Here is a 19,605-nt window from a genome sequence, read left to right as displayed (position 1 = left end):
TCACGGTTTCCAGTGGATGAAATTGCGATACAGGCGCAAGCCGGCGGCCGCGCTCTTCTCGGGGTGGAACTGGGTGGCGACCAGGTTGTCGCGCGCGACGGCACAGGCGTACATGCCGCCGTAGTCGGCCTCGCCGATGGTATGGAGCGGGTTGTCGGGCGCAGCATAATAGCTGTGCACGAAGTAGAAATAGGCGCCGTCCTCGACGCCGTCCCACAGCGGGTGGGCGCGGGTCTGGCGCACGCGGTTCCAGCCCATCTGCGGCACCTTGAAGCGCGAGCCGTCGGCCTGCAGTTTTCCATGCAACTGGAAGCGCACCACCTTGCCCGGCAACAGGCCCAGTCCCGGCGTGCCCTCGTTCTCTTCGCTCGCGTCGAACAGCATCTGCTCGCCGACGCACACGCCCATCACCGGGCGGTTCTTCACCGCGCGCAGCAGGGCCTCTTCGGCCCCGGATTCGCGCAGGCTGCGCATGCAGTCGCGCATGGCGCCCTGCCCCGGCAGCACGATGCGGTCGGCCGCATCGATATCCCGGGCATTGTTGGACACCAGGATGTCGGCTTCGGGCGCGGCGGCGCGCAGCGCCTGCGCTACCGAGCGCAGGTTGCCAAGGCCGTCGACCACCACAATCTTGTTCGTCATGATGGTCTTCTTACAGGCTGCCTTTGGTCGACGGGATGATGCCGGCGGCGCGCTCGTCCAGCGTCGTGGCCATGCGCAGCGCGCGGCCGAAGGCCTTGAACACGGTCTCGCACTGGTGGTGCGCGTTCACGCCGCGCAGGTTGTCGATGTGCAGGGTCACGCCGGCGTGGTTCACGAAGCCGCGGAAGAACTCGCCCGTCAGGTCAACATCGAACGTGCCGATCATGGCGCGCGTCCAGGGGATGTGCATTTCCAGGCCCGGACGGCCCGAGAAATCGATGACCACGCGCGACAGCGCTTCGTCGAGCGGCACGTAGGAGTGGCCGTAGCGCACCATGCCCTTCTTGTCGCCGACGGCCTTGGCCACGGCCATGCCGAGGGTGATGCCAGTGTCCTCGACCGTATGGTGGGCGTCGATGTGCAGGTCGCCGACGGCCTCGACTTCGAGGTCGATCATGCCGTGGCGCGCGATCTGGTCGAGCATGTGGTCGAGGAAGGGAACGCCAGTGTTGAGCTTCTGGCGGCCGGTGCCGTCGAGGTTGATCGAGACGCGGATCTGCGTCTCGTTGGTGTTGCGCGTGATGTCGGCGGTGCGGGTCATTGCTGGGGCTCGTCGTTGCAGCTCTCGGATGAGCTGCGCTGTAGGGACTATAGGGACGCTTTCAGGGCATTCAGGAACGCGGTGTTTTCGTCGGGGGTGCTGACCGTAACGCGGATGCAGTCGGCCAGCATCCTGTCCATTTTACTCAAATTTTTGATCAACACCTTTCCGGCGCGAAGTTCGGAGCAGATCCTGTCGGCATCCGGCACCCGCATCGAGATGAAATTCGCCGCCGATGGAAACACTTCGACTCCCGGCAGCGCCGCCAGTTCGGCGGCCAGGCGGGTGCGCTCGGCGTTCAGCAGCTCGGCCTGCTGGTTCAGCACGTCGAGGTGGTCGAGCGCGAACTCGGCCGCCACCTGGGTCAGCACGTTCACATTGTAGGGCGGGCGCACCTTCTCCAGCTGCTCCAGCAGCTTGGGGTCGCCCGACAGGTAGCCGAGGCGGATGCCGGCCAGGCCCAGCTTGGACAAGGTGCGCATCACGGCCAGGTTCGGGAACTCGGCCAGGCGCCCCATGAAGCTTTTCTTCGCGAACGGCTGGTAGGCCTCGTCCACCACGGCGATGCCGGTCTCGCCCAGCGCGCGGATGATGGCGACCATGTCGTCGGCATCGAACAGGTTGCCGGTCGGGTTGTTCGGATAAGCCAGGAACACCAGCGCGGGCCGGTGGCGTTCGATGGCGGCCAGCATCGCCGGCAGGTCGAGCGAGAAGTCGGCCTTGACCGGCACACCGACGAAATCCGCGCCTGCGAACTGGGCCGAGCGCGCGAACATGACGAAGGCGGGGGTCGGCGCCATGATCACGGCGCGACGGTCCTGACGCGCCACGGCCATGGCCAGCATCGAGATGAGTTCGTCCGACCCGTTGCCGACCACGACGTCGTAGCCGTCAGGGACGCCCAGGCCGGCACGGATCTTCTGCTTGAGCGTGGTATAGGAAGGCGGTGGATACCGGTTCAGCGCAGCATCGGCCAGGCGCCGGCCCAGCTCTGCACGCAAGCCATCCGGCAGCTGGTAGGGGTTTTCCATCGCGTCCAGCTTGATGTAGCCGCTCGCGTCCGGCACATGGTAGGTCGCGGTGTTGCGGACGTCTTCGCGGATGGTATTCTCGATCAGCCGGTCGATCATGCTCGCGCTTGTGCTCACGCTTGTGCTCATTTTTATGCGGTTTCCTCGTTCAAAGGAGCGTTCTTCGCGCTCCTGCGTTTTTTACCTGCGACCGGTACCTCGGGCGCAGCCAGGCGCCCGCGGATGATGTCGCAGTAGGCGGGATTCAGTTCGAAGCCGGTGAAATGGCGCCCGGCCTGGCGCGCCGCGACGGCGGTGGTGCCGCTGCCCATGAAAGGGTCGAGCACGATGCCGCCCGGCGGGCAGGACGCTTTCACCATGCGCTCGATGATCTCGAGCGGCTTCTGGGTGGGATGGTCGGCGCGCTCCGGGTGCTCGCGGTGCAGGCGCGACACGCTCCACACGTCCTTCGGGTTGTAGCCGACTTCCAGCCACTTGGCGCCGATGAAGATCGAGCGCGAACGGGCCTTCTTGGTCTCGGCGTCGTAGGGGATGCGCACGGCGTCCAGGTCGAAGTAGTAATCCTTGCGGTTCACGAAGAAGCCGATGGTGTCGTGCACCGAGGAGAAGCTGCGTACGCTGCCGCCCATCGAGGGCACGCGGCGGTCCCAGATGATCTCGTTCATCATCGTCATGCGCTTTTTCAGCATCACGAAGATCTCCGGCGCGAAGCGCCAGGTGAGAAAAATGTACAGGCTGCCGTTGGCTTTCAGCTTGGGCAGCGCGGCGTCGATCCAGCGCTCGGTCCAGGCAAGGTATTCCTCGACGCCCTGCTGGTCCGAGGCGTTGCCGTAGTCCTTGCCGAGGTTGTAGGGCGGGTCGGTCAGGATCAGGTCGATGGACCCATCCGGGATGCGCGCCAGGCCGGCCAGCGCATCCTCGCAGAAGACCTGGTCGACCCAGGTGCTCATGATTGCGGGGGTACGGGTTGCAGCCGCAGTTCTGCGCTGCGGGCGTGCGCCTGCAGGCCTTCGCCGTAGGCCAGTTCGGCCGCGACCTTGCCCAGCGTCTGGGCGCCCTGCTCGCTCACCTGGATGACGGAGGAACGCTTCTGGAAGTCGTACACGCCCAGCGGCGAGGAGAAGCGCGCGGTGCGCGAAGTCGGCAGCACGTGGTTCGGGCCGCAGCAGTAGTCGCCCAGCGACTCGGACGAGAAACGGCCGAGGAACATGGCGCCGGCATGGCGAATGCGATCCGCCCACTTGAGCGGATCTTCTGCGGAGATTTCGAGGTGTTCGGCGGCGATGGCGTTGGCGATGTCACACGCCTCTTCCATGTCGCGCACCTTGACCAGGGCGCCGCGGTCGCTCAGCGAGGTGGTGATGGTCGCGGCGCGCGGCATGGTGGGCAGCAGCTTGTGGATGCTCGCTTCCACCCGCGCGATATAGTCGGCGTCCGGGCACAGCAGGATTGCCTGGGCCAGTTCGTCGTGCTCGGCCTGGGAGAACAGGTCCATTGCCACCCAGTCAGGGTCGGTCGTTCCGTCGCACAGCACCAGGATTTCGGACGGACCAGCGATCATGTCGATGCCGACCACGCCGAACACGCGGCGCTTGGCGGCGGCCACGTAGGCATTGCCGGGGCCGACGATCTTGTCGACGGCCGGGATGGTTTCGGTGCCGTAGGCCAGTGCGCCGACCGCCTGGGCGCCGCCGATGGTGATGACGCGAGTGACGCCGGCGATCGCGGCGGCGGCCAGCACCATCTGGTTTTTTACGCCGTCCGGGGTCGGCACCACCATGACGATTTCCTGCACGCCCGCCACCTGGGCCGGGATCGCGTTCATCAGGACGGACGAGGGATAGGCGGCCTTGCCGCCAGGAACGTAGATACCGACGCGGTCCAGTGGGGTCACGCGCTGCCCCAGCACGGTGCCGTCGGGCTCCGTAAAGGTAAAACCGTTCAGTTCCTGCTTCTGGCGCTCGTGGAAGACACGGATGCGCTCGGCAGCGGTGCGCAGCGCATTGCGCTGGGCGTCGGGCAGCGAAGCCAGCGCCGCATCCAGTTCCGCCTGCTTGACGTCGAAGGCTGCCATCGAGGCGGCGCCGCCGTTCGGGATGCGATCGAAACGGTTGGTGTACTCCAGCACCGCAGCGTCACCGCGATGCTTCACGTCCGCCAGGATCTTCGCGACGCTCGATTCGATGGCGTCGTCGGTTTCGGCTTCAAAAGCCAGCAGGGCATCGAGCGCCTGCCTGAAGTCGGGTGCGGTGGAGTCGAGCTTGCGGATCTGTACTGCCATGGTGCTGTCAGCCTTGTTGTGAGGATGCCCGTTGGAAGGCATCGAGGATGGGTTGCAGGCGCTCGCGCTTGAGCTTGAGCGCAGCCTGGTTGACTACCAGGCGCGAGGAAATGTCCATGATCTTCTCGACTTCGACCAGGTTGTTGGCGCGCAGGGTGCCGCCGGTGGAGACCACGTCGACGATGGCGTCGGACAGGCCGACCAGCGGCGCCAGCTCCATCGAGCCGTACAGCTTGATCAGGTCGACGTGCACGCCCTTGCTGGCGAAGTGCTCGCGCGCGGTGTTGACGAACTTGGTCGCCACGCGCAGGCGCGCGCCCTGGCGCACCGCGGTCTCGTAGTCGAAGCCGGCATTCACCGCCACCGACATGCGGCAGCAGGCGATGCGCAGGTCGATCGGCTGGTACAGGCCTTCGCCGCCGTGCTCGAGCAGCACGTCCTTGCCGGCCACGCCGAAGTCGGCCGCGCCGTGCTGGACGTAGGTCGGCACGTCGCTGGCGCGCACGATCAGCACGCGCACGCCGGGGTCGTTGGTCGGCAGGATCAGCTTGCGCGAGGTTTCCGGGTTCTCGGTGACGGTAATCCCCGCCGCCGCGAGCAGCGGCAGGGTGTCCTCGAAAATGCGGCCCTTGGAAAGCGCCAGGATCAGGCCCGGCTCGAGAGATGTGCTGGTAATGGTCATTCCTTGATGCGCACGATGTCGGCGCCGACAGCAGAGAGTTTGACTTCCATGCGGTCGTAGCCGCGGTCGAGATGATAGATGCGGTCGATCAGGGTGCTGCCCTGCGCCGCCATGCCGGCGATCACCAGGGAAGCCGACGCACGCAGGTCGGTCGCCATCACGGGCGCACCCACCAGGCGGTCGGCGCCCTTGATGAAGGCGGTATTGCCCTCAGTGGAGATGTGCGCGCCGAGGCGGTTCATCTCCTGCACGTGCATGAAGCGGTTTTCGAAAATGGTCTCGGTGACGCGGCTCGAACCGTCGGCCAGGATGTTCACGGCCATGAACTGGGCCTGCATGTCGGTCGGGAAGCCCGGGTATTCGGTGGTGCGGAACGACACCGGATGCGGACGGCGGTCCATGCGCGCGCGGATGGTGTCGCGGCCCACGTCGAGCTGAACGCCGATCTCGCGCAGCTTGTCGAGCGCCGCGTCGAAGATGTCGGTGCGGGTGTTGCGCAGCATGATGTCGCCGCCGGTAGCCGCTACCGCGCACAGGAAAGTGGCGGCTTCGATGCGGTCGGAGATCACGGCGTGCTGCGCACCATGCAGGCTGTCGACGCCCTGGACGACGAGACGGTCGGTGCCGATGCCTTCGATCTTCGCGCCCATCGCCACCAGCAGGTTGGCCAGGTCGGTGACTTCCGGCTCGCGCGCGGCGTTTTCCAGCACGGTCTCGCCTTCGGCCAGGGTGGCGGCCATCAGGAGGTTCTCGGTGCCGGTCACCGTGATCATGTCGGTGTGGATGCGCGCGCCTTTGAGCTTGCCGTTCGTCCTGGCATGGATGTAGCCGCCTTCGATGGTGATCTCGGCGCCCATCTGGCGCAGACCCTTGATGTGCTGGTCGACCGGGCGCGAACCGATGGCGCAGCCGCCCGGCAGCGAGACCTTGGCCTGGCCGAAGCGCGCCAGCAGGGGCCCCAGCACGAGGATCGAGGCGCGCATGGTCTTGACCAGCTCGTACGGCGCTTCCAGCGAGGTGATGTTGGCGCCGTTGAGCGTGACGCGTTCGTCGTCCTGGGTGACCTTCAGGCCGGTCTGGGCCAGCAGCTTGAGGATGGTGCGCACGTCGTGCAGGCGCGGCACGTTCGACAGTTCGAGGTCGCCGCTGCTCAAAAGGCCGGCGCACAGGATGGGCAGTGCGGCGTTCTTCGCGCCCGACACGGAAATGTCGCCATTCAGGCGCTTGCCGCCAACGATCTGGAGCTTGTCCATCGCTTAGCCTCCGTATTCTTCGGGGGTCAGGGTTTTCATCGACAGCGCGTGGATCTCTTCACGCATGCGGTCGCCGAGCGCGGCGTACACCAGCTGGTGGCGCTGGATCGGGCGCTTGCCGGCAAAGCTCGGGGACACGATGATCGCGGTGAAATGCTGGCCGTCGCCTTCCACCTGCAGGTGGGTGCAGTCGAGGCCGGCGCTGATGTAGCTGTGGATCAGTTCAGGTGTGGTCGCCACGGGAAACTCCAAGTAAATTCTTTAATGACGCAATTAGTGACGTAACTTATAGCCACGTTTGAGCATATTGATCGCAATGGCCGCCAGCACCACGAAGAACACCGACACGATGGCCAGGCTGGTCCAGGGCGAGACGTCGGATTTGCCGAAGAATCCATAGCGGAACCCGTCAATCATATAAAAGAACGGGTTGAAATGCGAGACCGCGAGCCAGAACGGCGGCAGTTTTTGGATGGAATAGAACACCCCGGCCAGGAAGGTGGCCGGCATGATCAGGAAGTTCTGGAAAGCCGCCAGCTGGTCGAACTTCTCGGCCCAGATGCCGGCGATCACGCCCATGGTGCCGAGGATGGCCGCGCCCATCAGGGCGAACAGGATAATCCACAGCGGCGCCACGAAGCTCAGGTGGGCGAACCAGGCGGTGATGACGAACACGCCGAAGCCGACCGCGAGCCCGCGCAGCACCGAGGCGGCGATATAGGCCGACAGGATCTCGACATGCGACAGCGGCGGCAGCAGGATGAACACGAGGTTGCCGGTGATCTTGGACTGGATCAGCGACGAGGACGAGTTGGCGAAGGCGTTCTGCAGCACGCTCATCATCACCAGGCCCGGGACCAGGAAGGCGGTGTAGCTGACGCCGTCCAGCATCTCGACGCGGCCGTCCAGCACGTGGCCGAAGATCAGCAGGTAGAGCATGGCCGTGACGACCGGCGCGGCGATGGTCTGGGTCGCCACCTTCCAGAAGCGCAGCGACTCTTTATAAAACAGCGTGCGGAAACCCACGGAGAACGGATTCATTGCGGTCCTCCCGCTTGTTTGTCGCCCACGATTTGCAGGAAAATGTCTTCCAGGTCGGCCTGCTCCAGCCCCATCTCGTCGACCACGGCGCCGCTGGTCCGCAGCTGCGCCAGGATCGGCTCGACTTCGCTGGCGTCGTTGACACGCAAGGTGTAGCGGTTGCCGCCGCCGTTATTCAGATCATGCTCGTCGTGCGAGACCAGGTGGCGCAAGCCGTCGGGCAGGTCGCCGCTTTTCAGGTGCACTACCAGCTGCGAGCCCGATACGCGGCGCAGCAGGGCCGACATGGTATCCAGCGCCACCACTTCGCCGAGTTTCAGCATCGCGACGCGCTGGCACATGGCCTGGGCTTCCTCGAGGTAGTGGGTGGTCAGCACCACGGTGTGGCCTTCGCGGTTGAGGCGCGCAATGAACTTCCACAGGGTCTGGCGCAGTTCGACGTCGACGCCCGCGGTGGGTTCGTCCAGCACGATCACCGGCGGCTTGTGCACGAGGGCCTGGGCGACCAGCACGCGGCGCTTCATGCCGCCCGACAGGGCGCGCATGTTGGCGTCGGCCTTGTTGGTGAGATCGAGGTTGTGCATGACCTCGTCGATCCACGCGTCGTTGTTCTTGATGCCGAAGTAGCCCGATTGCAGGCGCAGCGTTTCGCGCACGGTGAAGAAGGGATCGAACACCAGCTCCTGCGGCACCACGCCAAGGCGCTTGCGCGCTTCGCGGAAGTCGCTCACCACGTCGTGGCCATGGATCCTGACGCTGCCTGCGTCCGGGCGGATCAGGCCGGCCACGGTGGAGATCAGGGTCGTCTTGCCGGCGCCGTTGGGCCCGAGAAGGCCGAAGAACTCGCCTTCCTCGATAGTCATCGAGACGCCCTTGAGGGCCTTGAAGCCCTTGTAGCTTTTCTCGACGCTGTTAATCTGGATCGCTGTCATTCTTGTTGGGAGGGACGGCGCGGGCGCGCCTGACCGTGCGGGGGAAACGGCCCATTATAGGTGAAATCAAGAATGCAAGAGGCCGGCGGGGGATTTTGCTGGGGGGGGGGGTGGTAGGGTGGTCGGCTTCGCCGACCGCGCGTCCAAATCACATCTGGTCAGCGGATACGACTTTTCTCGGGCTGGCTGAACGTGCGGTCGGCAGAGCCGACCACCCTGCGAGAAACGACTTACGACTGCGGAATCAGCTGTTCCACGCCATACAGCGCAGCCAGCTTCTGCACGTTCCCGGGAACGTTGATGAAGGTAAGACGCTGCCCTGCCTTGAGCGCGCGGCGCTGCCAGGCCAGCAGCACGGCGACGCCGGACGAATCGGCGGCACTCACGCCGCCCAGGTCGAACACGGTTTCGCCGGCGGCGATCGCCGCGCAGCCCTGCTCCAGGGCGCCACGGGCGCTCTGGAAGGTCAGGGCATCGAGCGAGAGCATCGGATTGGCTTCGGCCATTACTTCGATGCCTTCAGCGGCCTGGCGGCCAGCTGCTGGTTACGCTCGGCCAGCTTCTTGATCAGGCCATCGACGCCGTTCTTGTTGATCTCGCTGGCGAAGGTGCTCTTGTAGGTCTCGACCAGCCACGCGCCCAGCACGTTGATGTCGTAGATCTTCCAGCCTTGCGGGCCGTTGGCCAGGCGGTAGTTCAGGGTGATCGGCTCGCCGCGGGCGACGTTCACCTGCGAACGCACTTCGACGTCGGTGGCGCCGGCTTCCGCACGCATCGGCTTGAACTCGACGGTTTCATTCTTGATGGTCGACAGGGCGCCCGAGTAGGTGTAGACCAGCAGGGTGGTGAATTCCTTGGTCAGTGCCTTTTGCTGCTCCGGAGTGGCCTGGCGCCAGAAGCGGCCGGCCGCCTGCTGGGTCATCTTTTCGGTGTCGACGTGCGGCAGGATCTTGGAATTGACCAGGTCCATGATCTTGTTGCGGTTACCGGCCTGGATGTCCTTGTCGGCCTTGACGGTGTCGATGACCTCGGCGCTGATGCGCTTGACCAGCGCGTCCGGCGCTTCGGCGGCGATGGCCGACGTGGCAAAGGCAATCGTGGCGCTTGCTGCTGCGATCAGTTGGATGATGGGTTTCATGTAGTTTCCTTATCGTTGGGGGCCGCGCCGGCTTCAAGCGGCGCAGCATGTCCCCGGTTAACTCTTCTTGCCGGCTCACGGATGACACCGGTATGTAAGGACTTGTTACTTCGACGGCTGCGTTTCGGAGGGCTTTGCCGCCCCCGTGCCTGCCGGGTCGGCTGCCGGTTCCGCATTGCTGGTCGCCGCTTCTTGTTCCTCGGCCTGGCGCGGCACGTTGCCGTCGTAGACCTGGCTCTGTCGACGCTGCATGTAGCCGTCGCGAATGAACTCGTAACGGTCCAGCGCGGCGTCTTCCAGCAGGTTGCCGGCGTCCAGCAGGGTGGCGCGCTTGTCGACGACGCGCACGGCGGCGCCGATGTTGCGCCAGTTGGCCGGTTCCTTGTACTTCCAGATGTCGCCGCCGAAATCGGCCGGCAGCGCGGCAGTGTCACGCACCGTAGATGGGCCCAGGATCGGCAACATCAAGAAGGGGCCGCTTGGAAAGCCCCAGACGCCCAGGGTCTGGCCGAAATCTTCGTTGTGCTTGGGAATGCCCGCTTCCGAGGCAATGTCGAGCAGGCCGAAGATGCCGAATGTCGAGTTGACGGCAACGCGGGTCACGTCGCCCATGCCGTCCTTGGCCTTGCCTTGGAGCAGGTTATTCACCGCGGTCCAGGCGTCGGACAGGTTACCGAAGAAATTGTTGACGCCCGTTTGCACGAAGCTTGGCGCCACGTTCTTGTAGGCGGTGGCGGTCGGCTTCAGCACGGTGCGGTCGACCGCATCGTTGAAGCGGAACACGGTGCGGTTATAGCCCTCGAGCGGGTCCTGCGGATTGCCCGTGGTGGCGCAGCCGGTCAGCAGCAGGGCGGCAGCGATCGCCGCGCAGCCATGCATGCGGCCGGGGGTACGGTGTGGCGTGTTGGTCATTCACTACCTTCCTTTCCTTCAGCGGCCTTGCTATAGATAAATTGGTTGATCAGGTCTTCGAGCACCGTCGCCGACTGGGTACGGTTGATGCGGTCGCCGTTGACCAGGTTCTGGGTGTCGCCACCCGGTTCGATGCCGATGTACTGCTCGCCCAGCAGGCCGGCAGTCAAGATCTTTAGCGAACTGTCTTTCGGGAATTTATAGCCTGGCTCCATATCGAGGCGCACGAGCGCCTGATAGGTCTTGTCGTCGAAGGTGATTTCACCCACCCGGCCGACCACCACGCCGGCACTCTTGACCGGCGCCTGCGGCTTCAGGCCGCCGATGTTGTCGAACTTGCCGGTCACGGCATAGGTCTTGCTGAACGAGATGGTGCTCATGTTGCCTGCCTGCAGGGCCAGGAACAGCAGCGAAGCCAGGCCCAACAGGACAAACAGGCCAACCCAGACGTCGATAGTTTTGCGATGCATACGAATACCCTAGTAACTCTTATTTATTGAACATCAATGCGGTCATGATGAAGTCCAGGCCCCAGACCATCAGCGACGCGATGACGACGGTACGCGTGGTAGCGCGCGACACGTCTTCCGGGGTCGGCTTGGTCTGGTAACCCTGGAACAGCGCCGTAAACGTGACCGCAACGCCGAAGATAAAGCTTTTCAGTACCCCGTTCAGTACGTCAGCGCGCACATCCACGCCAGCCTGCATCTGCGACCAGAACGCACCCGGGTCAACACCGATCAGCTGCACGCCGACCAGGTAGCCGCCGAACACACCCACGGCCGAGAAAATGGCGGCCAGGATCGGCATGGCAATCACGCCGCCCCAGAAGCGCGGCGCCAGCACGCGCTGGACCGGATTAATCGCCATCATTTCCATGGCGGACAGTTGCTCGCCAGCCTTCATAAGGCCGATCTGGGCGGTCAGCGAGGTGCCGGCGCGGCCGGCGAACAGCAGCGCCGTCACGACCGGGCCGAGCTCGCGCACCAGCGCCAGGGCCACCACCTGTCCCAGCGCCTGCTCGGCGCCGTACTGGTTCAGCGTGTAATAGCCTTGCAGGCCAAGCACCATGCCGACGAACAGGCCGGACACGATGATGATCACCAGCGAATAATTGCCGATGAAATGGATCTGTTCCGAAATCAGGGCCGGGCGCCGGAAGGCGCCGGGCGACACCCCGAGCAGGTTGAAAAAGGCGCGGGTGGCGAAACCGACGCTGGCAATGGCTTCGCGGACATGGCGACCGATAAATCCCAGGAAGCGTGTGATCATTTGCGCACTCCCAGGCCGAGATCGTCGGCCAGCGACTTGCCCGGATAGTGGAAGGGCACCGGCCCGTCTGGAGCGGCATTGACGAACTGCTTGACGTAAGGGTCTTCCGAAACGCGCAAGTCGGCTGGTGTGCCTTCCGCAACGATCTTCCCTGCAGACATGAAATAAATGTAGTCGGCAATCGCGAAGCATTCATGCACGTCGTGCGACACCAGGATCGAGGTTGAGCCGAGCGCATCGTTCAGGTTGCGGATCAGGTTGGCGGTAACGCCCATCGAGATCGGGTCGAGGCCGGCGAACGGCTCGTCGTACATGATCAGTTCGGGGTCCAGCGCCACCGCGCGCGCCACGGCGACGCGGCGCGCCATGCCGCCGGAGATTTCGGCCGGCTTCAGGCGGTGCGCATTGCGCAGCCCGACGGCATTGAGCTTCAGGAGGACCAGGTCGCGGATCACTTCTTCCGGCAGGTCGGTGTGCTCGCGCAGGGGGAAGGCGACGTTATCGAACACCGACAGGTCGGTAAACAGTGCGCCGAACTGGAACAGCATGCCCATGCGGCGGCGCAGGCGGTACAGGCCTTCGGTATTGAGCTGGTGTACGACTTCGCCGCCCACGCGCACCTCGCCGCGTTGCGGACGGATCTGGCCGCCGATTAGGCGCAGGACCGTGGTCTTGCCACAGCCCGAGCCACCCATGACGGCAACGAGCTTCCCGCGTGGGAAGTCCATGCGCAGGTTCGACAGGATGGAACGCTCTCCGTACGCAAAGTGCAGATCGCGGATTTCGACTAAGTTGGACACAGCGTGTTTGGAATTTGGGTAATTCGTTATTGTAGTGCAGAAAGCGCAAGCCCCGCTTGAGGTGGGCCATTTCCGACCAGTCTTCCAATCCACTATTGCAAGAAAAATAACCGATGGGTCAGATACTTTCGTCGATAAACTCTTGTTTTTAAAGAGATATGTATATGTGCCAATTCTACATTTGTTGAATTATATCAACATTTTCGCACGGCGAAGGAACCATACATTTGCGCATGTATCTTTTCGGTAACAGGGGCATATGGTGTCGCATGACGCGCTGCAATACGTCCTAGCGTACGAACATTGTTTGGGTAACCGTTGTGCGGACACGCACATAAGCATGTCGATCAGCAGCAAAATCTCCCAGGCTGTTGGAAGCCGTCCACACTGCCATGTCGGCATGGGAGGCCAAAAGAAAAGGCGGCCGAAGCCGCCTATGCCGGGGTAGGAACTTGATTAACGTGGCAGCACCGAACTGCCCATCAGGAACTCGTCGACCGCACGGGCGCACTGCCGCCCTTCGCGGATCGCCCACACCACCAGCGACTGGCCGCGGCGCATGTCACCGGCGGTGAACACCTTCGGCTTCGAGGTCTGGTAGGAACGCTCGCCCTCGGTCATGGCGCGGGCGTTGCCACGTGCATCTTTCTGCACGCCGAAGGCATCCAGCACGTTCTGCACCGGCGAGACGAAGCCCATGGCCAGGAAGACCAGGTCGGCCTTCATCTCGAATTCGGAATCCGGCACCTCGACCATCTTGCCATCCTTCCATTCGACGCGGCAGGCGACCAGCTTTTCCACCTTGCCGCCCTTGCCTTCCAGGCGCTTGGTTGCCACCGCCCAGTCGCGCTGGCAGCCTTCCTCGTGAGAGGACGAGGTGCGCAGGCGGGTCGGCCAGTAAGGCCAGACGAGCGGCTTGTTTTCCTGCTCCGGGGGCATCGGCATCAGTTCGAACTGGGTGACCGACGCTGCCCCATGGCGGTTCGAGGTGCCGACGCAGTCGGAGCCGGTGTCGCCGCCGCCGATCACGACCACGTGCTTGCCGGTGGCCTTGATCTGGTCTTTCAGCTTGTCGCCCGCATTCACGCGGTTCTGCTGCGGCAGGAAGTCCATGGCGAAATGCACGCCCTTCAGCTCGCGGCCGGGCACCGGCAGGTCGCGCGGCTGCTCGGCGCCGCCTGCCAGGACGACTGCATCGAATTCTTTTTCCAGGTCTTCCGGGAAGATGGTGTCGCGCGCCATGTTGCTGACCGTGGCCGGAAAATCCTTGCCGACCAGGACGCTGGTGCGGAAGACTACACCTTCCGCCTTCATCTGTTCGACCCTGCGGTCGATCAAACCCTTTTCCATCTTGAAGTCGGGGATCCCGTAGCGCAGCAGGCCGCCGATGCGGTCGCTCTTTTCGAACACGGTCACGTCGTGGCCGGCGCGCGCCAGCTGCTGGGCAGCAGCCAGGCCGGCCGGGCCGGAGCCGATCAGGGCAACCTTCCTACCGGTCTTGACGCTTGCGGGTTGCGGCACGATCCAGCCGTGCTCCCAGCCGCTGTCGGCGATCTTGCGCTCGATCGACTTGATGCCGACCGGGTCGTCGTTGATGCCGAGCGTGCAGGCCGATTCGCAGGGCGCCGGGCAGATACGGCCGGTGAACTCGGGGAAGTTATTGGTCGAGTGCAGGTTCTCGACGGCGGCGCGGTAGTTGCCGTGATAGACCAGGTCGTTCCAGTCCGGGATCATGTTGTTGACCGGGCAGCCCGTGTTGCAGAAGGGGATGCCGCAATCCATGCAGCGCGCACCCTGCACCTTGGCCTGGCCGTCGGTCAGGGTTAGCACGAATTCCTTGTAGTTCTTGACGCGATCGGTCGGCTCGAGGTGGCCCTCTTCCTGCCGTTCGAATTCCATGAAGCCAGTAATTTTGCCCACGTTGTTTTCCTTATCTCCGATTGAAAGCGTCTAACAAAACCACCAGGGCAAGGCGCATCGTCGAAGACAGTACGATAGTACGGCGAGACGATGCAACGCAGCCATGGGGGGAATTGTTAGGCGCTAGGCGGCCATCTCGATCTTGTCGTTCGCTTCTTCCATGCTCGAGTTGTGCATCTCCTCGAGCGCCCGCTTGTAATCGGTCGGGAAGACCTTCACGAACTTGCCGCGGCTATTGGCCCAGTCGTCCAGCAGGTTGCGCGCGCGGGTGGAACCCGTGTGCTTGAAGTGGCGCTCGATCAGGCGGCGCAGGATGACTTCATCCGACTCGCGCTCGCCGTTGCGGGTCTGGCTGTGCCAGCCGGCCTGGCCTTCCTGACCCTGCTGCTTGGTGGTGAGCACCGGCTCCAGGTTCACCATCGTCATATTGCACTTGCCTTCGAACTCACCCTTCGGGTCGTACACGTAGGCGACGCCGCCCGACATGCCGGCCGCGAAGTTGCGGCCGGTCTCGCCCAGCACCACGACCGTCCCGCCGGTCATGTATTCGCAACCGTGGTCGCCGCAACCCTCGACCACCGCCACGGCGCCCGAGTTACGCACCGCGAAGCGCTCGCCGGCCACGCCGTTGAAGAAGGCTTCGCCGGAGATGGCGCCGTACAGCACCGTATTGCCGACGATGATGTTGTCCACCGCCCAGCCGCGGAATTCGGTGTTCGGACGCACGATGATGCGGCCGCCCGACAGGCCCTTGCCGACGTAGTCGTTGCCTTCGCCGACCAGGTCGATCGTGATGCCCGCCGCCAGGAAGGCTGCGGCCGACTGGCCGGCGGTGCCCTGCAGCTGGATGTGGATGGTGTCGTCCGGCAGCCCGGCATGGCCGTAGCGCTTGGCCACTTCGCCCGACAGCATGGTGCCCACGGTGCGGTTCAGGTTCTTCACCGGCGAAATGAAGGAGACGCGCTCGCCCTTCTCCAGCGCGGCCTTGGCCTGCGCGATCAGCTTGTGGTCCAGCGCCTTGTCCAGGCCGTGGTCCTGGCCGTCGGTGTGGAACAGCGCGCGCGGTGAATCGTTCTTCGGCTGGTAGAAGATGTTCGAGAAGTCCAGGCCCTGCGCCTTCCAGTGGCCGACGGCCTTGGCCTTGTCCAGCAGGTCGGTGCGGCCGATCAGTTCGTCGTACGTGCGGATACCCAGCTGCGCCATGATCTGGCGCGCTTCTTCGGCGACGAAGAAGAAGTAGTTCACCACGTGCTCCGGTTTACCCTGGAACTTGGCGCGCAGGACCGGGTCTTGCGTCGCCACGCCCACCGGGCAGGTATTCAGGTGGCACTTGCGCATCATGATGCAGCCTTCCACCACCAGCGGCGCCGTCGCAAAACCGATCTCGTCGGCGCCCAGCATGGCGGCCACCACGACGTCGCGGCCGGTACGCATCTGTCCATCTGCCTGAACCCGGATCCGGCTGCGCAGGCCGTTGAGCACCAGCGTCTGCTGGGTCTCGGCCAGGCCCAGCTCCCATGGGGTGCCGGCGTGCTTGACCGAGGACAGCGGCGACGCGCCGGTGCCGCCGTCGTGGCCGGCGACCACCACGTGGTCGGCCTTGGCCTTCGACACGCCCGCGGCGACGGTGCCGATGCCGACTTCCGACACCAGCTTCACCGAGATCGAGGCGTTCGGGTTGGCGTTCTTCAGGTCGTGGATCAGCTGCGCCAGGTCTTCGATCGAATAGATGTCGTGGTGCGGCGGCGGCGAAATCAGGCCCACGCCCGGCACCGACACGCGCAAGCTGGCGATGTACTCGGTCACCTTGTGGCCCGGCAGCTGGCCGCCTTCGCCCGGTTTTGCCCCTTGCGCCATCTTGATCTGGATCTGGTCGGCCGATGCCAGGTACTCGGCGGAGACGCCGAAGCGGCCCGAGGCCACCTGCTTGATCTTCGAGCGCAGCGAATCGCCCTCTTCCAGCGGGATGTCGGCCACCACGCGGTCCGCGCCCAGGATCGAGGCCAGGGTCTCGCCCTTGGCGATCTTGATGCCCTTGAATTCGCCCATGTAGCGGCGCGGGTCTTCGCCGCCTTCGCCGGTGTTCGATTTGCCGCCGATGCGGTTCATGGCGATGGCCAGCGTAGCATGGGCTTCGGTGCTGATCGAACCGAGCGACATGGCGCCGGTGGCGAAGCGCTTGACGATGTCCTTGGCCGGCTCGACTTCTTCCAGCGGGATGGCCTTGGACGGATCGATTTTGAACTCGAACAGGCCGCGCAGGGTCAGGTGGCGGCGGCTCTGGTCGTTGATGATCTGCGCGTACTCTTTATAGGTGCTGTAGTTGTTGGCGCGGGTCGAGTGCTGCAGCTTGGCGATCGCGTCCGGGGTCCACAGGTGGTCTTCGCCGCGCACGCGGAAAGCGTACTCGCCGCCGGTATCAAGCGCATTGGCCAGCACCGGGTCGTTGCCGAAGGCGAGGCTGTGCAGGCGCAGCGCTTCTTCCGCCACCTCGAACAGGCCGATGCCCTCGACCGTCGAGGAGGTGCCGCGGAAGTACTTGTCGACCAGCGACTTGTTCAGGCCCACGGCTTCGAAGATCTGGGCGCCGCAGTAGGACATGTAGGTGGAGATGCCCATCTTCGACATCACCTTCATCAAGCCTTTGCCGACCGCCTTGGTGTAGTTGGTGATCGCCTTGTCGGCGTCCATTTCGTGCGGCAGGTTGTGCGCCAGGTCCGCCAGGGTCTCGAGCGCGAGGTACGGATGCACGGCTTCCGCGCCGTAGCCGGCCAGCAGGGCGAAGTGGTGAGTCTCGCGGGCCGAGCCGGTTTCGACCACCAGGCCGGTGGAGGCGCGCAGGCCGCGGCCCACCAGGTGCTGGTGGATGGTCGAGGTGGCGAGCAGCGCGGGAATCGCGACCTGTTCGCCCGACATGTTGCGGTCCGAGACAATCAGGATGTTATGGCCCGACTTGACCGCGTCCACGGCTTCGGCGCACAGCGAGGCCAGGCAGGCTTCGATGCCTTCCTTGCCCCAGGCAACCGGGTAGCAGATGTTCAGTTCATAGGACTTGAACTTGCCGCCGGTGTGCAGGCTGATCGCGCGCAGGCGCGCCATGTCGTCGAAGCCGAGGATCGGCTGCGCCACTTCCAGGCGCATCGGCGGGTTGACGTTGTTGGTGTCGAGCAGGTTCGGCTTCGGCCCGATGAAGGAAACCAGGGACATCACCATGCTTTCGCGGATCGGGTCGATCGGCGGGTTGGTCACCTGGGCGAACAGCTGCTTGAAGTAGTTATACAGCGGCTTGAGCTTGTTCGACATCACCGCCAGCGGCGAGTCGTTGCCCATCGAGCCGGTGGCTTCCTCGGCCAGCACCGCCATCGGGGCCATCAGGAACTTCAGGTCTTCCTGGGTGTAGCCGAAGGCCTGCTGGCGGTCTAGCAGGGGGATCGGCGCGCGTTCACCCTGCGCGCCTTGCGCATCCTTGGCGCGATGCTGGGCGGCCTGGCTTTCGGACAGCTTGATCTCATTGAGCTTGATGCGCACCGACTTGATCCAGGCCTTGTACGGCTTGGCGTTCGAGTAGGTGTCCTTCAGTTCCTTGTCGTCGATGATGCGGCCGGCTTCGAGGTCGATCAGGAACATCTTGCCCGGCTGGAGGCGCCATTTCTTGACGATGCGCGACTCGGGGATCGGCAGCACGCCCGATTCCGAGGCCATGACGACCAGGTCGTCCTCGGTGATCACGTAGCGCGCCGGACGCAGGCCGTTGCGGTCCAGGGTGCCGCCGATGTGGCGGCCGTCGGTGAAGGCCATGGCGGCGGGGCCGTCCCAGGGTTCCATCATCGCGGCGTGGTATTCGTAGAAGGCGCGGCGGTTGTCGTCCATCGAGGTGTGGTTCTCCCAGGCTTCCGGGATCATCATCATCATCGCCTGGGCGACCGGGTAGCCGGCCATCACCAGCAGTTCGAGCGCGTTGTCGAAGCAGGCGGTGTCGGACTGGCCTTCGTAAATGAGCGGGAACAGCTTGCCCAGGTCCTCGCCAAGCACGGCCGATTTCAGCATGCCTTCGCGCGCGCGGGTCCAGTTGAAGTTGCCCTTCACCGTGTTGATTTCGCCGTTGTGCGCGATCAGGCGGTAGGGGTGGGCCAGCGGCCATTCCGGGAAGGTGTTGGTGGAGAAGCGCTGGTGCACCAGGCTGAGTGCCGAGATGCAGCGCGGGTCTTGCAGGTCCTTGTAGTAGACACCCACCTGGTCGGCCAGCAGCAGGCCCTTGTAGACGATGGTGCGGGCCGACATCGAGGGCACGAAGAACTCCTTGCCGTGCAGGAGCTTCAGGGCCTGGATCGCGTGCCCGGAGGATTTGCGGATGACGTAGAGCTTGCGCTCCAGGGCGTCGGTCACCATGATGTCCGGGCCGCGGCCGATGAAGATCTGGCGGATCACCGGCTCCTTTTTCTTGACGAAGGGCGACATCGGCATGGTGTCGTCGACCGGCACGTTGCGCCAGCCGAGCACGACCTGGCCTTCGATGCGCACGGCGCGTTCGATTTCCTGTTCGCAGGCGATGCGCGAGGCGTGCTCCTTCGGCAGGAACACCATGCCGACCCCGTACTCGCCAGGCGGCGGCAGTTCCACGCCCTGTTTGGCCATCTCGTCGCGGAAGTACTGGTCCGGGATCTGGATCAGGATGCCGGCACCGTCTCCCATCAACGCGTCGGCGCCGACCGCGCCGCGGTGGTCGAGGTTCTTCAGGATCTGCAAGCCCTGCTCGATGATCGAGTGGCTCTTGTTGCCCTTGATATGGGCGATGAAACCGACGCCGCAGGCATCGTGCTCATTGGCGGGATCGTACAAACCTTGGGCAATCATGAGGCAATCTCCACATCTTTTCAGGGGGTCGAAAATCGAGAATAGTGCAATGCAACACAAACGGCAACAAGAATAATTAGGGTCAGAGTCGAATTGTTTGACAACTTTTTGAAGTTGCGTTTAATTGGGGACAGAGTCAATGCGGAGCGACAAGGCTGCGCTCGATGATCGATAAGTCCTTGATTTTATAGCTGAAGAGATGACCTGCGCGCTTGTTATGGCGAGCTCAGGATGTTACAAAGAGGC

18 protein-coding genes are annotated in these 19,605 nt (G+C 64.0%); all 18 read right to left on the bottom strand.

Annotated features, from left to right (window positions below):
- A complete protein-coding gene (gene hisH / locus AC56KL_RS18615) occupies positions 1-642 on the bottom strand; it encodes an imidazole glycerol phosphate synthase subunit HisH (protein ID WP_497181656.1) in 642 nt (213 codons plus the stop codon).
- A 10-nt stretch (positions 643-652) separates the two neighbouring features.
- Positions 653-1,243, bottom strand: a complete 591-nt coding sequence (gene hisB, locus AC56KL_RS18610; protein WP_159699788.1) for an imidazoleglycerol-phosphate dehydratase HisB — start codon at positions 1,241-1,243, stop codon at positions 653-655.
- A gap of 47 nt (positions 1,244-1,290) precedes the next feature.
- Entirely contained in the window at positions 1,291-2,373 is a 1,083-nt protein-coding gene (gene hisC / locus AC56KL_RS18605; RefSeq protein ID WP_497181670.1) for a histidinol-phosphate transaminase, read from the bottom strand.
- A gap of 32 nt (positions 2,374-2,405) precedes the next feature.
- The gene (locus tag AC56KL_RS18600) at positions 2,406-3,224 is read right to left on the bottom strand and encodes a DNA-methyltransferase (RefSeq protein ID WP_497181655.1); all 819 of its coding nucleotides are present in this window, start codon (positions 3,222-3,224) and stop codon (positions 2,406-2,408) included.
- The gene (hisD, locus tag AC56KL_RS18595) at positions 3,221-4,555 is read right to left on the bottom strand and encodes a histidinol dehydrogenase (protein ID WP_497181654.1); all 1,335 of its coding nucleotides are present in this window, start codon (positions 4,553-4,555) and stop codon (positions 3,221-3,223) included. Before hisD ends, AC56KL_RS18600 begins: the two co-directional genes overlap by 4 nt.
- Positions 4,556-4,562: 7 nt before the next feature.
- Positions 4,563-5,237 carry an ATP phosphoribosyltransferase gene (hisG, locus tag AC56KL_RS18590; RefSeq protein ID WP_497181653.1) on the bottom strand — a complete coding sequence of 225 codons (675 nt, stop codon included), beginning with the start codon at positions 5,235-5,237 and terminating at the stop codon, positions 4,563-4,565.
- Positions 5,234-6,490 carry a UDP-N-acetylglucosamine 1-carboxyvinyltransferase gene (gene murA / locus AC56KL_RS18585; protein WP_497181652.1) on the bottom strand — a complete coding sequence of 419 codons (1,257 nt, stop codon included), beginning with the start codon at positions 6,488-6,490 and terminating at the stop codon, positions 5,234-5,236. Before murA ends, hisG begins: the two co-directional genes overlap by 4 nt.
- A gap of 3 nt (positions 6,491-6,493) precedes the next feature.
- Positions 6,494-6,730: a BolA family protein gene (locus tag AC56KL_RS18580; RefSeq protein ID WP_497181651.1), complete on the bottom strand. Its 237-nt coding sequence runs from the start codon at positions 6,728-6,730 to the stop codon at positions 6,494-6,496.
- A 33-nt stretch (positions 6,731-6,763) separates the two neighbouring features.
- Complete coding sequence (locus AC56KL_RS18575; RefSeq protein ID WP_497181650.1) at positions 6,764-7,531, bottom strand: ABC transporter permease; 768 nt, start codon at positions 7,529-7,531, stop codon at positions 6,764-6,766.
- Positions 7,528-8,463 carry an ABC transporter ATP-binding protein gene (locus AC56KL_RS18570; RefSeq protein ID WP_497181649.1) on the bottom strand — a complete coding sequence of 312 codons (936 nt, stop codon included), beginning with the start codon at positions 8,461-8,463 and terminating at the stop codon, positions 7,528-7,530. The genes AC56KL_RS18575 and AC56KL_RS18570 overlap by 4 nt, the downstream gene beginning before the upstream one ends.
- A gap of 230 nt (positions 8,464-8,693) precedes the next feature.
- The gene (locus AC56KL_RS18565; protein WP_497181648.1) at positions 8,694-8,969 is read right to left on the bottom strand and encodes an STAS domain-containing protein; all 276 of its coding nucleotides are present in this window, start codon (positions 8,967-8,969) and stop codon (positions 8,694-8,696) included.
- A complete protein-coding gene (locus tag AC56KL_RS18560) occupies positions 8,969-9,601 on the bottom strand; it encodes an MlaC/ttg2D family ABC transporter substrate-binding protein (protein ID WP_497181647.1) in 633 nt (210 codons plus the stop codon). The genes AC56KL_RS18565 and AC56KL_RS18560 overlap by 1 nt, the downstream gene beginning before the upstream one ends.
- Before the next feature lie 105 nt (positions 9,602-9,706).
- Positions 9,707-10,513 carry an MlaA family lipoprotein gene (locus tag AC56KL_RS18555; protein WP_497181646.1) on the bottom strand — a complete coding sequence of 269 codons (807 nt, stop codon included), beginning with the start codon at positions 10,511-10,513 and terminating at the stop codon, positions 9,707-9,709.
- Complete coding sequence (mlaD, locus tag AC56KL_RS18550; RefSeq protein ID WP_497181645.1) at positions 10,510-10,983, bottom strand: outer membrane lipid asymmetry maintenance protein MlaD; 474 nt, start codon at positions 10,981-10,983, stop codon at positions 10,510-10,512. Before mlaD ends, AC56KL_RS18555 begins: the two co-directional genes overlap by 4 nt.
- A gap of 19 nt (positions 10,984-11,002) precedes the next feature.
- The gene (gene mlaE / locus AC56KL_RS18545) at positions 11,003-11,785 is read right to left on the bottom strand and encodes a lipid asymmetry maintenance ABC transporter permease subunit MlaE (protein WP_497181644.1); all 783 of its coding nucleotides are present in this window, start codon (positions 11,783-11,785) and stop codon (positions 11,003-11,005) included.
- The gene (locus AC56KL_RS18540; protein ID WP_497181643.1) at positions 11,782-12,585 is read right to left on the bottom strand and encodes an ABC transporter ATP-binding protein; all 804 of its coding nucleotides are present in this window, start codon (positions 12,583-12,585) and stop codon (positions 11,782-11,784) included. The genes mlaE and AC56KL_RS18540 overlap by 4 nt, the downstream gene beginning before the upstream one ends.
- A gap of 456 nt (positions 12,586-13,041) precedes the next feature.
- The gene (locus tag AC56KL_RS18535; RefSeq protein ID WP_497181642.1) at positions 13,042-14,505 is read right to left on the bottom strand and encodes a glutamate synthase subunit beta; all 1,464 of its coding nucleotides are present in this window, start codon (positions 14,503-14,505) and stop codon (positions 13,042-13,044) included.
- A gap of 123 nt (positions 14,506-14,628) precedes the next feature.
- Entirely contained in the window at positions 14,629-19,359 is a 4,731-nt protein-coding gene (locus AC56KL_RS18530; protein ID WP_497181641.1) for a glutamate synthase-related protein, read from the bottom strand.
- Positions 19,360-19,605 lie beyond the last annotated feature (246 nt).

Source organism: Telluria sp. ZB4P34 (assembly GCF_059686055.1).
This window is presented reverse-complemented; position numbering and strand designations above follow the sequence as displayed.